The following is a 13,698-nucleotide window of genomic DNA, read 5'->3' as shown; positions in this document are numbered from 1 at the left end:
AATCATTTAAGGGATGCCGAGCCAGCTGAGCGCGCCCGAAGGGATTCGAACCCCTAACCTTCTGATCCGTAGTCAGATGCTCTATCCGTTGAGCTACGGGCGCCTGTTCTTCAGTTGTCGTTCCGTGTTGCCGCTAAAGGATCTAGCGGAGGCGAGAGGATTTGAACCTCCGGTCCCCTTTGAGGGGGACAACTCATTAGCAGTGAGCCCCATTCGGCCGCTCTGGCACGCCTCCCTTGGACTTTCTGAGGGTACCGACCCCTTTCCGGTCTCGCGGAACCGGCCATACTGTACACAGTCGAGACATAAACTGTCGAAGTGACCGCTCGCCTTCGCAACGAACTGGCCGGACTGCCAGTGTATGTCCCCGGTAAGAACGTCCCGGGCTCCATCAAACTGGCCAGCAACGAGACCGTGTACGGTCCGCTGCCCAGCGTGCATGCGGCCATCGAGCGCGCGGTTGCCGTCGTCAACCGCTACCCGGACAACGCCAGCGTGGACCTCAAGGCCGCGCTGGCCATGCACCTGGGTTCCGACGTCGCGCCCGAGCAGATCGCGGTCGGCAGCGGCTCGGTCACCTTGTGCCAGCAGCTGGTTCAGATCACCGCGGCGGCCGGCGACGAGGTGATGATCGGCTGGCGCAGCTTCGAGTGCTATCTGCCGATCATCCAGGTGTCCGGCGCGACCACGGTCAAGGTGCCGCTGACCGACCACACCCACGACCTCGACGCGATGCTCGCCGCGGTCACAGACCGCACCCGGTTGATCTTCGTGTGCAACCCGAACAATCCGACCTCCACAGTCGTCGACCCGGACGCACTGACGCGATTCGTCGAGGCGGTGCCGCCGCATGTGCTGATCGCCATCGACGAGGCCTACGTCGAATACATCCGCGACGGCATGCTGCCCAACAGCCTGGAGCTGGCCCTGACGCACAGCAATGTCGTTGTGCTGCGGACCTTTTCGAAGGCCTACGGGCTGGCGGGGCTGCGCTGCGGCTACGCGGTGGGCCACCCGGACCTGATCACCGCGCTGGACAAGGTAGTCATGCCGTTCGCGGTGACGAACGTCGCGCAGGCGGCCGCCATCGCGTCGCTCGAGGCCTCCGACGAACTGATGGCCCGCACCGACGCGCTGGTGATCGAGCGCACCCGCGTGAGCGACGCCCTGCGCGAGGCCGGATTCGAGCTGCCCCCGTCACAGGCCAACTTCGTCTGGCTGCCGCTGGGCGACCGCACCATGGACTTCACCGAGCAGGCCGCCGATGCGCGCCTGGTGGTGCGGCCGTTCGCGGACGAAGGCATCCGTGTCACCATTGGTGCGCCGGAGGAGAACGACGCCCTGCTGCGTTTCGCCTGCGACTGGATTGCCCGCACCGAATCGTAAGGAGCCGCTCGTGGACCTCGCGCGGAAGAAGTTCACCGAGTTCAAAGAGCGCAGCGGCGACATCGCGGATTCCGAGCTCGACGAATTCTGGGCGGAACTCACGCCCGCGACGATCGACGGGATGCTCGGCGAGTGGAAGGGCGGCGAGTTCCAGACCGGCCATAAGATGAACGGCCAACTGGAAAAGGCCGGCTGGTACGGCAAGACCTTCACGTCCGTCCGCGACGTGCAGCCGCTGGTCTGCCTGGACGCCGACGGCAACAAGTTCTCCAACGTGGAGATGGGCAAGGGCGAGGCCAGCCTGTGGCTGGAGGACTTCCGCGGCGAGGTCACCGCCACCATGGTTTACGACGGCCAGCCGGTGCACGATCACTTCAAGAAGATCGACGACGACGCCGTGATGGGCATCATGAACGGCAAGGGTGTCCGGGATAACGGCAAGTACTACTACTTCTATCTCGAGCGCGAGCAGTAGCCCGGGTCGTCGCGCCGTCGAGTGTGCATTGACGGCCTTGAGTGTGCGTCCAGGGCGGCGACACGCGGGGCTTGGGCCCGCCGTGGCTGCACACTGCGACGCGCAGCCGGCTACCCCGCCGGGTTGCGGCCGGTGAACGCGACCAACTGCTCGAGCGCGCCGGCGTCGGCCGGGACCTCGACCGGGTCGTCGAACCCGGCCTGCCCGCGTAACTCCGGCCTGATGATCTGACGCGCCAGCCCCAGCACGTATTCCGACAGCGGCTCGGGTGCGTGGATGTCGTGCCCCACCGCGGCAGCGTAATCCCAAGCGTGGACCAGGAATTCGATCGACAGGACGCCGCACGCGCTGTTCGCGGGCATCTCGCCCTTGCCGAACGGCACCGACCCGTCCAGTCCGTGGCGGTGCCATGCGTCCAGCGCGGGTCGAGCCGCGGCGATCACCTGGCGCTCTACCGAATCGCCTTCCTCGCGCTCCGGAATCTCCGCGCCCACCATGCCCCCGAGCGCCGAGATCGAGTTCAGCAGATGCCCGGTGAGCGCCGACACGTCGAACTCCGTGCACGGCGTCCGCCGCGACAGGTCGTCCGCGGCGATGGTGTGCAGGACCCCCTGCAGCACCCCCAGGGTGTCCTCGGCGCTGTGCAGCTCGTCGGTGGGCTGGGAATGCGGTCCGGGTCGCAAGTCAGGAGCCATATTCGCCACGCTACGGTCTCGATATGGCGCAAGCATACGAATCCGTCACCGTCGAGACGAAAGACCACGTTGCCCAGGTGACGCTGATCGGGCCGGGCAAGGGCAATGCGATGGGACCGGCCTTCTGGTCGGAGATGCCGGAGCTGTTCGCGGCGCTGGACGACGACCCGGAGGTGCGGGCGATCGTGCTGACCGGCTCGGGCAAGAACTTCAGCTACGGCCTGGACGTGCCGGCGATGGGCGGCTCGTTCACCCCGCTGCTGTCCGGAGACGCGCTGGCCGGCCCGCGCGCGGTGTTCCACCGCGAGGTCAAGCGCATGCAGGGCGCGATCACCGCGGTCGCCGACTGCCGCACGCCCACCATCGCCGCGGTGCACGGCTGGTGCATCGGCGGCGGCGTCGACCTGATCTCGGCGGTGGACATCCGCTACGCCAGCGCCGACGCCAAGTTCTCGGTGCGTGAGGTCAAGCTCGCCATCGTCGCCGACGTCGGCAGCCTGGCCCGCCTGCCGCTGATCCTGAACGACGGGCACCTGCGCGAGCTCGCGCTGACGGGCAAGGACATCGACGCGGCCCGAGCCGAGAAGATCGGTCTGGTCAACGACGTGTACGCCGACGCCGACGCCACCCTGGCCGCGGCGCACGCCACCGCCGCGGAGATCGCCGCCAATCCCCCGCTGACCGTGCACGGCGTCAAGGACGTTCTCGACCAGCAGCGCACCGCGGCCGTCTCGGAGAGCCTGCGCTACGTAGCGGCCTGGAACGCGGCCTTCCTGCCGTCCAAGGACCTGACCGAGGGCATCTCGGCGACGTTCGAGAAGCGTCCGCCGCAGTTCACCGGGGAGTAGTCCGGCGCCACGTACCCTCGCTGAGGTGACGACACCAGACGGCAAGATCCGCCTCCCGGCAGACCTGGACTCCGTGACGGCGATCGGCGCCGAAGACCACTCCGAAATCGACAGCGCCGCCGTCGACCGGATCTGGCAGGCCGCCCGACATTGGTACCGGGCCGGCTTCCATCCCGCCATCCAGCTCTGCATCCGCCGGCACGGCCGCGTCGTGCTCAACCGCGCGATCGGGCACGGCTGGGGCAACGCCCCGAGCGATCCGCCCGACGCGGAGAAGATCGCCGTCACGCCGGACACACCGTTCTGCGTGTACTCGGCGGCCAAGGGAATGGCGGCGACCGTGGTGCACATGCTCGTCGAGCGCGGCGTCTTCTCGCTCGACGATCGGGTGTGCGAATACATCCCCACGTTCACCAGTCACGGCAAGCACCGGATCACGATCCGGCACGTGATGACCCACAGCGCGGGACTGCCCTTCCCCACCGGCCCCCGGCCGGACGTCACCCGCGCCGACGACCACGAATACGCGCAGCAGAAGCTGGGCGAGTTGCGGCCCCTCTACCGTCCCGGGCTGGTCCACATGTACCACGCCCTGACGTGGGGTCCGCTGGTCCGCGAGATCGTGTACGCGGCCACCGGCAAGGAGATTCGCGAGATCCTGGCGACCGAGATCCTCGACCCACTCGGCTTCCGCTGGACCAACTTCGGCGTCGCGAAGAAGGACGTCCCGTTGGTCGCGCCCAGCCACGCCACCGGGCGAACGCTGCCGCCGGTGGTCGCCCAGATCTTCCGCAAGGCGATCGGCGGAACCGTGCACGAGATGATCCCGTACACCAACTCCCCGGCGTTTTTGACCACCATCATTCCGTCGTCCAACACTGTATCGACCGCGCAGGAGATGTCGCGGTTCGCCGAGATATGGCGCCGCGGAGGCGAACTCGACGGTGTGCGGGTGATCAGCCCGGAGACCATGTACGGCGCGGTGACCCAATGCCGAAGGCTGCGACCGGATTTCGCAGTCGGCCTGCAGCCGGCCCGCTGGGGTACCGGCTACATCCTGGGCACCGACCGGTGGGGCCCGTTCGGGCGCAACGCGCCGCACGCGTTCGGCAACCTGGGCCTGGTGAACATCGCGATCTGGGCCGACCCCGCGCGCGGACTTTCGGCCGGCGTGGTGAGCAGCGGCAAACCCGGCCGGGATCCCGAAGCCCGCCGGTACACCGCCCTGCTGGACACGATCACCGCCGAAATTCCGACCGGTTGATCACGACGGCAGTGGGAACACTGCCAGTCATGGCTACCTATCGAGTGCTTGACCCGAAGGGCGAGGTCGTCGCGACCAAGGACATCGAAAGTGCCGACGACGCACACGCGTGGTTCGTCGACAACAAGGCCGACAACAGCGAGCTCGGCTGGCGCATGGAAGTCGAGCACGACGGCGAGTGGCACTTCTTCGACGACAGCGAGGGTGATCGAAGCTAGGTGTTTGTCCCCGGGCTCGTGGGGCAACCAACAAAGCATGGACTCGCAACGCTTCCGCAAACTGCTGGACGCACCGGGGCCGTTCGCTTCGGTGTACTTCGACGACTCACACGACACCCATGACGCAGAGGCTCAGCTCGAGCTGAAGTGGCGTGCGGTCAAAGAGGAGCTGGAGCGACAGCGCGCCGGCGCGACGGTGATCGCTCAGGTCGAGGACGCGGTCATGAACTTGCGTCCGCCGATCGGCCGCAGCGGACGCGCGGTGATCGCCGGCGCCGACGGCGTGGTGATCAACGAGCACCTGGCCCGGCCCGCCGCCACCGACGTCGTTCGCGTCTCCGAATTACCTTATCTGGTGCCGATTCTCGAGCAGAGCTTCGATCACCCGGACTACGTGCTGGTGGTCGTCGACCACAGCGGTGCCGACATCACCACCCACATCGGCGGGAAGCTGCGCACCGAGACCGTCGACGGCGGCGGCTATCCGGTGCACAAATCCGCCGGTGCCGAGACCGCCGGCTACGGCGACCCCCAGTTGCGCACCGAGGAGGCCGGTCGCAAGAACGTGCGCGCCGTCGCCGACCGCGTCGCCGAGCTGGCCGACGACAAGGCGATCGAGGTGATCTTCGTGGTGGGTGAGGTGCGCTCGCGCTCCGATCTACTCGCCACGCTGCCCGAACGCCTGCAGGACCGCGCGGTGGCACTCGAGATCGGGGCACGGCACAGCGGTCACGACTTCGGCGAGATCGAACACGCCATCGAGGGTGAATTCGTCAAGCGCCAGCTGCGCACGATTGACGATGCCGCGCAACGCTTTACCGCCGAGATCGGGCGGCAGTCCGGGCTGGCGGCCGAGGGACTCGGCGCGGTCTGCTCGGCGCTGCGTCAAGGCGCGGTGGAGACACTGATCATCGGCGACATCGGCGATGCGACCGTCGTCGCGGACGAGGGTTTGACGACGATCGCGCCGGACGAGAACGTGTTGTCCGAGCAGGGCGCCGCGCCCGCCAAGACGCTGCGGGCGGACGAGGCGCTGCCCGTGTCGGCGATCTCGGTCGGCGCCGCCCTGGTGCGCACCGACGAGCGGATCTCCCCGGCCGACGGCGTGGGCGCGGTGCTGCGCTACGCCCCGACGCTGCACCAGAGCGCCGACCGATGACAGCGGTGGCGGAGGGATTTGAACCCCCGGACGGTTTTAGCCGTCTCTCGCTTTCAAGGCGAGTGCATTAGGCCGCTCTGCCACGCCACCGCTGATTAGGGTAGCGGGACTCGGTAGCGTGGCCACCATGCGCGCCATCGTCGCCGAATCCGCCGAGCAACTCTCCTGGCAGGAAGTGCCGGACGTCTCCGCCGGGCCGGGCGAGGTTCTGGTCAAGGTCACCGCAGCCGGCGTGAACCGCGCCGACCTGCTGCAGGCCGCAGGCAAGTACCCGCCGCCGCCCGGCGCCAGCGAGATCATCGGCATGGAAGTGTCCGGTGTCGTCGCGGATACCGGCTCGGATGTCACGAATTGGTCTGTCGGACAAGAGGTTTGCGCGCTGCTTGCCGGGGGCGGATACGCCGAGTACGTCGCCGTTCCCGCCGGCCAGCTGATGCCGATTCCCTCAGGTGTCGACCTGGTGGACGCGGCCGGGCTGCCCGAAGTGGCCTGCACCGTGTGGTCGAACCTGGTGCTGACCGCCCACCTGGGCGAAGGGCAGCTGCTGCTGATGCACGGCGGGGCCAGCGGCATCGGCACCCACGCCATCCAGATCGCCCGGGCGTTCGGCGCCCGGGTGGCGGTCACCGCCGGGTCGGAGGAAAAGCTGCAGACCTGCCGCGAACTGGGCGCCGAGATCACCATCAACTACCGCGACGACGACTTCGTCGCACGGGTGCAGGAGCTCGGCGGCGCCGACGTGATCTTCGACATCATGGGCGCCTCCTATCTGGACCGCAACCTCGACGCCCTGGCCACCGACGGTCAACTCGTCATCATCGGCATGCAGGGCGGCATCAAGGGCGAGCTCAACGTCGGCAAGCTGCTCGCCAAGCGGGCCCACGTCATCGGGACCACGCTGCGGGGCCGCCCGGTGAGCGGACCGAACAGCAAGAGCGAGATCGTGCAGGCGGTGACGGCCAAGGTGTGGCCGATGATCGCCGACGGCCGGGTTCGGCCCATCATCGGCGAGCGGATCCCCATCGAGCAGGCGGGCACCGCCCACCAGAAGCTGGCGGCGGGAGAGGTGCACGGCAAGGTCGTGCTGACGCTGCCGGCCTAGGCCCCGGACGTCGAGCGTGCGTGCAGGGCATTGAGTGTGCAGGCTGGGCGAGGTTTTCGGCGGATCACCGCCGTGCGTGCACACGTGATGCGGGGTAAGGGCGTCTAACCCAGGGACGCCAGCGCGCGCACCAACTGGTCGACTTCGGCCGTCGTCGAGTAGTGCGCCAGCCCGACGGTGACCGCGCCGCCCACGTCGTTGACGCCCAACACATCGAGCGCGCGGGAACTTTCGTTGGTGACGGCCAGAATCCCGTTGTCCGCCAACCGCTGCACGACCCGCTCGGCGGGCACGCCGTTCAACGCGAAACTGACCACCGGGATCCGCACCTCCGGGCGGCCGATCACCATCACCAACGGCAGCGAGCGCAGCGACACCATCAGGTAGTCGTAGATCCGGTTGAGATACGACGTGGCGGATTGCATCGACACCGCCAGGCGCTCGCGCCGGGTGCCGCGGGCGGATTCGTCGAGCGACGCCAGGTACTCGATGCTGGCCACCACCCCGGCCAGCAGACCGAACTGGTGCGCGCCGATCTCGAGGCGCGCCGGCCCGACAGCCTTGGGGTCCGGCGAGATGGAACTGAACGAGTTGAGCAGCGCCGGGTCGCGGAACACGATCGCCCCGATCGGGGGGCCGCCCCACGCCGCGGCGTTCACCGCCACCACGTCGGCGTCGGTTTCCTTCACGTCGAGCAGCCGGTAGGGCGCCGCGGCGGAGTGGTCGACGACCACCAGGCCACCGACGTCGTGCACCAGCTTGGTCATCGCCCGCAGGTCGGTGACCGTGCCCAGCGTCCCGGAGGCCGAGGCGACGGCGACCAGCCTGGTCGACTTCCCGATCAGGCCCTCCCACTGCCACGTCGGGAGCTCTCCGGTCTCGATGTCGATCTCGGCCCACTTGACCTTGGCGCCGTACCGGTGCGCCGCGCGCAGCCACGGGGCGATGTTGGCCTCGTCGTCCAGGCGGCTGACGATGACCTCGTAGCCCAGCCCGGCCCGCGACGACGACGCCTCGGCCAGCGCCGACAGCAAGATCGCCCGGTCGGCGCCCAGCACGACACCCGCGGGTTCGACGTTGAACAGATCGGCCACGGCCGCCCGCGCCGCCTCCAGAACGGCGGCGCTGCGCTGCGCGGACGGGTGTGCGCCCACGGTGGTGGGACCGGACCTGCGGAAGGCCGTCGACACCGTGGTCGCGACGGAATCGGGGACCAGCATCCCGCTCGGGGCGTCGAAGTGTACCCACCCGTCACCCAGCGACGGATGCAGTCCGCGCACCCGGGCGACGTCATAAGCCATGTGGGCCACCTTAGAGCTTCCGCTTTTTTGCGAAACTGTGACGGTAGCGGGTGCCACAGACGTTCCGGCCAGTTGGTGGCTTCCCGAGCCAGGGCACCCGGCCAGCCATACTAGTCGAGTGGGGCTCTGGTTCGGAACGCTCATTGCATTGTTTTTGCTGATAGCGCCCGGGGCGATCATCGCACGTATCAGTCAGTTGTCTTGGCCGGTGGCTGTCGCCGTCGGCCCGGCGCTGACCTACGGCGTTGTCGCGCTGGCCATTATTCCGTTTGGTGCCATCGGGATTCCGTGGAACGGCTGGACGGCGCTGGCGGCGCTGGCCGTGGTGTGCGTGCTGATGATCGGGCTGCAGCTGCTGCTCGCCCGCTACCGGGACCGCGAGGCCGAAGCCCTCGAAGTGAGCCGCTGGCCGGCCCTCACGGTGGCCGGGGGCGTGCTGCTGGGCGCCCTGCTCATCATGTGGGCGGCCTACCGCGGCATCCCCCACTGGGAGTCCATCCCCAGCACCTGGGACGCGGTCTGGCACGCCAACGAGGTGCGGTTCATCCTGGACACCGGCCAGGCGTCATCCACCCACATGGGCGAGCTGCGCAACGTCGAAACGCACCAGGCGCTGTACTACCCGTCGGTGTTCCACGCCCTGATCGCGGTGTTCTGCCAGCTGACCGGGGCGGCGCCCACCACCGGCTACACGCTGAGCTCCGTCGCCGCGTCGGTGTGGCTGTTTCCCGCCAGCGCGGCGATGCTGACCTGGCATCTGGCCCGGCCGCGCAGCACCGAGTGGCGCAGTGCCGGGGTGGCGGCCACCGCAGCCGCGTTGTCGGCGTCGTTCACCTCGCTGCCCTACGTCGAGTTCGGCGTCGCGGCGATGCCCAACCTGGCGGCCTACGGGGTCGCGGTGCCGACGTTCGTCCTGATCGTGTCCACCTTGCGGCACCGCGACCGGGTGCCGCTGGCCGTGCTGGCGCTGGTGGGTGTGCTGTCGGTGCACCTGACCGGCGGGTTCGTCGCGATCCTGTTCCTGCTGGGCTGGTGGCTGCTGGACGCTGTCTGGCATCCGGTGCGGGGCCGGCTCGCCGACGCGCTGACCCTGGCCTGCGTGGCGGTGCCGACCGCGCTGATCCTGGCGCCGCAGTTCCTGGGGGTGCTCAGGCAGGCCGACATCATCGCCGGGCACTCCTTCCCCAGCTTCAAGGGCGCCAAGCAGGGCCTGATCGACGCCGTGCTGCAGCACACCCGCCACCTCAACGACTTTCCGACGCAGTACAAGCTGCTCGCGCTGGCGGCTATCGGCATGGCGATCCTGCTGTACAAAAAGGTCTGGTGGCCGACGGCGGTGTGGCTGCTGTTGATCGTGGCGATCGTCTACTCGGGGGCGCCGGCGCGGTTTCGCGGGCCGATCGGCAACACGATCGAGGAGTTCAGCCAGTTCTTCTACAACGACCCCCGCAGGCTCTCCGGGGTGGTGGCGATGCTGCTGGCGCCCATGGCGGGCATCGGGTTGTTCGCGCTGGTCGTGCTGGTGATGGCTGCCGTCAAACGGCTGACCGGGCGATTCCGGCGGTTGCCCGGACCCGCGTGGATCGCGGCCACAACGGTGGTGCTGGCGGTGGCCTGCGTCTACACCGCCCGGCACTACTTCCTGCCGCACAAGGTTCTGTTCGGCGACAAATACGACTCGGTGATGATCGACCAACGCGACCTGATGGCCATGGCCTACCTGGCCAAGTTGCCCGGTGCGCACGACACCCTGATCGGCGACTCCAACGTCGACGGCACCGCGTGGATGTACGCGGTCGCCGACCTGCATCCGCTGTGGACGCACTACGACTTCCCGCAGCAGACCGGGCCGGGCTACTACCGATACATCTTCTGGACCTCGGCCCGCAAAGGCGATTCGGATCCGCGGGTGCTCGAGGCGATTAAAGCGCTCAATATTCGGTACATCTACACCAGCACGCCGACTGTCCGGGGGTTCGCCGTACCCGAAGGACTAGTGTCACTGGATAAGTCGAAGTCGTGGGCGTTGATCTACGACAATGGCGGTGCCCGGATTTACGAATGGCGCGGAAACGGCACGACGCCACATTCATAGCCCACAAAGGATGGTGAAGGATTGAGTACCCGCAACGATGACGACGACGTCGAGATCATCGGCGGCGTCGACCCGCGGATAATGGCACTCTCCGACGACGACGCCGACGAGCGCTCCCTGACCGACCTGGTTGAGCAGCCGGCGAAGGTAATGCGCATCGGGACCATGATCAAGCAGCTGCTCGAGGAGGTGCGCGCCGCACCGCTGGACGAGGCCAGCCGCAACCGGCTGCGTGAGATCCACGCGACCAGCATCCGGGAACTGGAAGAGGGCCTGGCGCCGGAACTGCGTGAGGAGCTGGACCGGCTCACCCTGCCCTTCAACGAAGACGCCGCACCGTCCGACGCCGAATTGCGCATCGCCCAAGCGCAGCTGGTCGGCTGGTTGGAGGGGTTGTTCCACGGCATCCAGACCGCGCTGTTCGCGCAGCAGATGGCCGCCCGCGCGCAGCTGGAAAAGATGCGCCAGGGCGCGCTTCCCCCGGGCATCGGTAAGCCGGGCGGCGCGCCCGGGCACGGTCAGTACCTGTAAGCAGACGCAGTACCAATGGCGCCGGATTCTGGTCCTCACATCGAGACGCACAACGCGTGGGTGGAGTTTCCCATCTTCGACGCCAAGTCGCGCTCGTTGAAAAAAGCCTTCCTGGGCAAGGCCGGCGGCACGATCGGCCGCAACAGCTCCAACGTGGTCGTGGTCGAAGCGTTGCGCGACATCACCATGTCCCTCGAGCTCGGCGACCGGGTCGGCCTGGTCGGCCACAACGGGGCGGGCAAATCGACTCTGCTGCGCCTACTTTCGGGCATCTACGAACCCACCCGCGGCTGGGCGACGGTCACCGGCCGGGTGGCGCCGGTCTTCGATCTCGGCGTCGGCATGGACCCCGAGATCTCCGGCTACGAGAACATCATCATTCGCGGCCTGTTCCTGGGCCAGACGCGAAAGCAGATGCTGTCCAAAGTCGATGAGATCGCCGAGTTCACCGAGCTGGGCGACTACCTGTCGATGCCGCTACGCACCTATTCCACCGGAATGCGGGTACGGCTGGCGATGGGCGTGGTCACCAGCATCGATCCCGAGATCCTGCTGCTCGACGAGGGCATCGGCGCGGTGGACGCCGACTTCCTGAAGAAGGCACAGTCGCGGTTGCAGAGCCTGGTGGAGCGCTCCGGAATCCTGGTGTTCGCCAGCCATTCCAACGAATTCCTGGCCCGGTTGTGCAAGACGGCGATGTGGATCGACCACGGCGTCATCCGCATGTCCGGCGGCATCGAAGACGTGGTGCGCGCCTACGAAGGGGAGGACGCGGCCCGGCACGTTCGCGAGGTGCTGGAAGAGGACCAGCAGGCGAACCGGGTCGAGACACCCCTGGCCCAAAGAGCATCCGGGGATGAGTGAGACCGTCTTCGCCGTCGTCGTCACCCACCGGCGCCCCGACGAACTGGCCAAGTCGCTGGATGTGCTGAGCACGCAGACCCGGCTGCCCGATCACCTGATCGTGGTGGACAATGATTTCTCCGGCGAAGGGCCGGGCTCCAACCGGGTCCGCGACCTGGTTGCCGGCCAACCGATTCCGACCACCTATCTGGGATCGCACCGAAACCTGGGCGGCGCGGGAGGTTTCGCGCTGGGCATGCTGCACGCGTTGGCTCAGGGCGCCGATTGGGTGTGGCTGGCCGACGACGACGGACGCCCGCAGGACTCGAACGTGCTGGCCACCCTGCTGGCCTGCGCCGAGAAGCACGGCTTGGCCGAGGTATCGCCGATGGTCTGCAATATGGACGACCCGCAGCGGCTGGCGTTCCCGTTGCGGCGCGGCCTGGTATGGCGCAGGCGCGCAAGCGAATTGCGCACCGAGGCGGGCCAAGACTTACTGCCCGGGATCGCGTCGCTGTTCAACGGCGCCCTGTTCCGGGCCGCCACCCTGGACGCGGTCGGCGTCCCGGATCTGCGGCTGTTCATCCGCGGCGACGAGGTCGAGATGCACCGCCGGCTGGTTCGCTCCGGCCTGCCGTTCGGGACGTGCCTGGACACGATCTACTTGCACCCCTGCGGTTCCGATGAATTCCGCCCGATTCTGGGTGGCCGCATGCACACCCAGTATCCGGACAACAACACCAAGCGGTTCTACACCTACCGCAACCGCGGCTACCTGCTGTCGCAACCCGGGCTGCGCAAGCTGCTGGTGCAGGAGTGGGTGCGGTTCGGCTGGTTCTTCCTGGTGACCCGTCGCGACCCGCGCGGCCTGCTGGAATGGATCCGGTTGCGGCGCTTGGGACGTCGCGAGCAGTTCGGCAAGCACGATGCGGGAGGTTCCCGATGACGTTCCTCGACGCGGCGGCACAGTCGCGGACCTTCACCCGCGCCCGGGGCGATCTCGTCGACGGCTTCCGCCGCCACGAGCTGTGGCTGCACCTGGGCTGGCAGGACATCAAGCAGCGCTACCGCCGGTCGGTGCTGGGGCCGTTCTGGATCACCATCGCGACCGGAACCACCGCCGTGGCGATGGGCGGCCTGTACTCCAAGCTGTTTCATCTCGAGCTGTCGGTGCATCTGCCGTACGTGACGCTGGGGCTGATCATCTGGAACCTGATCAACGCCGCCATCCTGGAGGGCGCCGACGTCTTCGTCGCCAACGAGGGACTGATCAAGCAACTGCCGACGCCGCTGAGCGTGCACGTCTACCGGCTGGTGTGGCGGCAGATGATCCTGTTCGCGCACAACATCGTCATCTACATCGTGATCGCGATGATCTTCCCCAAACCCTGGTCGTGGGCCGATCTTTCGGTGATCCCGGCGTTGGCGCTGATCGTGCTCAACTGCATCTGGGTGTCACTGTGTTTCGGCATCCTGGCGACCCGCTATCGCGACATCGGCCCGCTGCTGTTCTCGATCGTGCAGTTGCTGTTCTTCATGACGCCGATCATCTGGAACGACGACACCCTGCGGCAGCAGGGCGCCGGACGGTGGTCGAAGATCGTCGAACTCAACCCGCTGCTGCACTATCTCGATATCGTTCGCGCCCCCCTGCTCGGGTCGCATCAGGAACTGCGGCACTGGGCCGTCGTGCTGGTGCTGACGGCCGTCGGCTGGATCCTGGCCGCCCTCGCGTTGCGCCAATACCGCGCCCGGGTGCCCTACTGGGTGTAGCCCGGCGG

14 protein-coding genes and 3 tRNA genes are annotated in these 13,698 nt (G+C 67.6%); 12 read left to right on the top strand and 5 right to left on the bottom strand.

Features of this window, described 5'->3' with window-relative positions; translation table 11 throughout:
• Positions 1–30: 30 nt before the first annotated feature.
• Positions 31–103, bottom strand: a tRNA-Arg gene (locus A5708_RS04575).
• Between the two features lie 43 nt (positions 104–146).
• Positions 147–235: transfer RNA gene (locus A5708_RS04570), tRNA-Ser, on the bottom strand.
• Between the two features lie 83 nt (positions 236–318).
• Between A5708_RS04570 and hisC the strand changes: the two genes are divergently transcribed.
• Both hisC and A5708_RS04560 read left to right on the top strand, forming a co-directional pair.
• A complete protein-coding gene (gene hisC, locus A5708_RS04565) occupies positions 319–1,386 on the top strand; it encodes a histidinol-phosphate transaminase (RefSeq protein WP_065027485.1) in 1,068 nt (355 codons plus the stop codon).
• A gap of 10 nt (positions 1,387–1,396) precedes the next feature.
• A complete protein-coding gene (locus A5708_RS04560) occupies positions 1,397–1,861 on the top strand; it encodes a DUF4334 domain-containing protein (protein ID WP_065027484.1) in 465 nt (154 codons plus the stop codon).
• Between the two features lie 110 nt (positions 1,862–1,971).
• Here A5708_RS04560 and A5708_RS04555 read toward each other — a convergent pair whose 3' ends face one another.
• Entirely contained in the window at positions 1,972–2,556 is a 585-nt protein-coding gene (locus A5708_RS04555) for a TIGR03086 family metal-binding protein (protein WP_196772531.1), read from the bottom strand.
• A gap of 23 nt (positions 2,557–2,579) precedes the next feature.
• Between A5708_RS04555 and A5708_RS04550 the strand changes: the two genes are divergently transcribed.
• The 4 genes from A5708_RS04550 to A5708_RS04535 are packed head-to-tail and all read left to right on the top strand — an operon-like array spanning position 2,580 to position 6,045.
• Entirely contained in the window at positions 2,580–3,404 is an 825-nt protein-coding gene (locus A5708_RS04550; RefSeq protein ID WP_065027482.1) for a crotonase/enoyl-CoA hydratase family protein, read from the top strand.
• A gap of 25 nt (positions 3,405–3,429) precedes the next feature.
• Positions 3,430–4,668, top strand: coding sequence for a lipase LipE (gene lipE / locus A5708_RS04545; protein WP_065027481.1), 1,239 nt, complete (start codon positions 3,430–3,432; stop codon positions 4,666–4,668).
• A 29-nt stretch (positions 4,669–4,697) separates the two neighbouring features.
• Positions 4,698–4,886, top strand: a complete 189-nt coding sequence (locus tag A5708_RS04540; RefSeq protein WP_065027480.1) for a hypothetical protein — start codon at positions 4,698–4,700, stop codon at positions 4,884–4,886.
• Between the two features lie 37 nt (positions 4,887–4,923).
• Positions 4,924–6,045 carry a hypothetical protein gene (locus A5708_RS04535; protein ID WP_065027479.1) on the top strand — a complete coding sequence of 374 codons (1,122 nt, stop codon included), beginning with the start codon at positions 4,924–4,926 and terminating at the stop codon, positions 6,043–6,045.
• 3 nt (positions 6,046–6,048) lie between these two features.
• Here A5708_RS04535 and A5708_RS04530 read toward each other — a convergent pair.
• A tRNA-Ser gene (locus A5708_RS04530) sits at positions 6,049–6,135 on the bottom strand.
• Positions 6,136–6,172: 37 nt separating this feature from the next.
• On the opposite strand from A5708_RS04530, the gene A5708_RS04525 reads away from it, so the two are divergent.
• On the top strand, positions 6,173–7,147 hold the full coding sequence (locus A5708_RS04525) for an NAD(P)H-quinone oxidoreductase (RefSeq protein WP_065027571.1): 975 nt from the start codon (positions 6,173–6,175) through the stop codon (positions 7,145–7,147).
• Between the two features lie 104 nt (positions 7,148–7,251).
• On the opposite strand, the gene A5708_RS04520 is transcribed toward A5708_RS04525, so the two are convergent.
• Positions 7,252–8,448 (bottom strand): cysteine desulfurase-like protein, encoded by a 1,197-nt coding sequence (locus A5708_RS04520; protein ID WP_065027478.1) that lies wholly within the window; start codon positions 8,446–8,448, stop codon positions 7,252–7,254.
• A 118-nt stretch (positions 8,449–8,566) separates the two neighbouring features.
• On the opposite strand from A5708_RS04520, the gene A5708_RS04515 reads away from it, so the two are divergent.
• The 5 genes from A5708_RS04515 to A5708_RS04495 all read left to right on the top strand — a co-directional run bounded on the left by A5708_RS04515 (position 8,567) and on the right by A5708_RS04495 (position 13,690).
• Complete coding sequence (locus tag A5708_RS04515) at positions 8,567–10,543, top strand: DUF6541 family protein (protein ID WP_065027477.1); 1,977 nt, start codon at positions 8,567–8,569, stop codon at positions 10,541–10,543.
• A gap of 81 nt (positions 10,544–10,624) precedes the next feature.
• On the top strand, positions 10,625–11,074 hold the full coding sequence (locus tag A5708_RS04510) for a bacterial proteasome activator family protein (RefSeq protein ID WP_231117814.1): 450 nt from the start codon (positions 10,625–10,627) through the stop codon (positions 11,072–11,074).
• Between the two features lie 15 nt (positions 11,075–11,089).
• On the top strand, positions 11,090–11,938 hold the full coding sequence (locus tag A5708_RS04505; protein WP_065027475.1) for an ABC transporter ATP-binding protein: 849 nt from the start codon (positions 11,090–11,092) through the stop codon (positions 11,936–11,938).
• Entirely contained in the window at positions 11,931–12,863 is a 933-nt protein-coding gene (locus tag A5708_RS04500) for a glycosyltransferase (protein WP_065027474.1), read from the top strand. The genes A5708_RS04505 and A5708_RS04500 overlap by 8 nt, the downstream gene beginning before the upstream one ends.
• Entirely contained in the window at positions 12,860–13,690 is an 831-nt protein-coding gene (locus A5708_RS04495; RefSeq protein ID WP_065027473.1) for an ABC transporter permease, read from the top strand. The genes A5708_RS04500 and A5708_RS04495 overlap by 4 nt, the downstream gene beginning before the upstream one ends.
• Positions 13,691–13,698 lie beyond the last annotated feature (8 nt).

The sequence above is a fragment of the Mycobacterium colombiense genome, assembly GCF_001672755.1.
Lineage (GTDB): Bacteria > Actinomycetota > Actinomycetes > Mycobacteriales > Mycobacteriaceae > Mycobacterium > Mycobacterium colombiense_C.
This window is presented reverse-complemented; position numbering and strand designations above follow the sequence as displayed.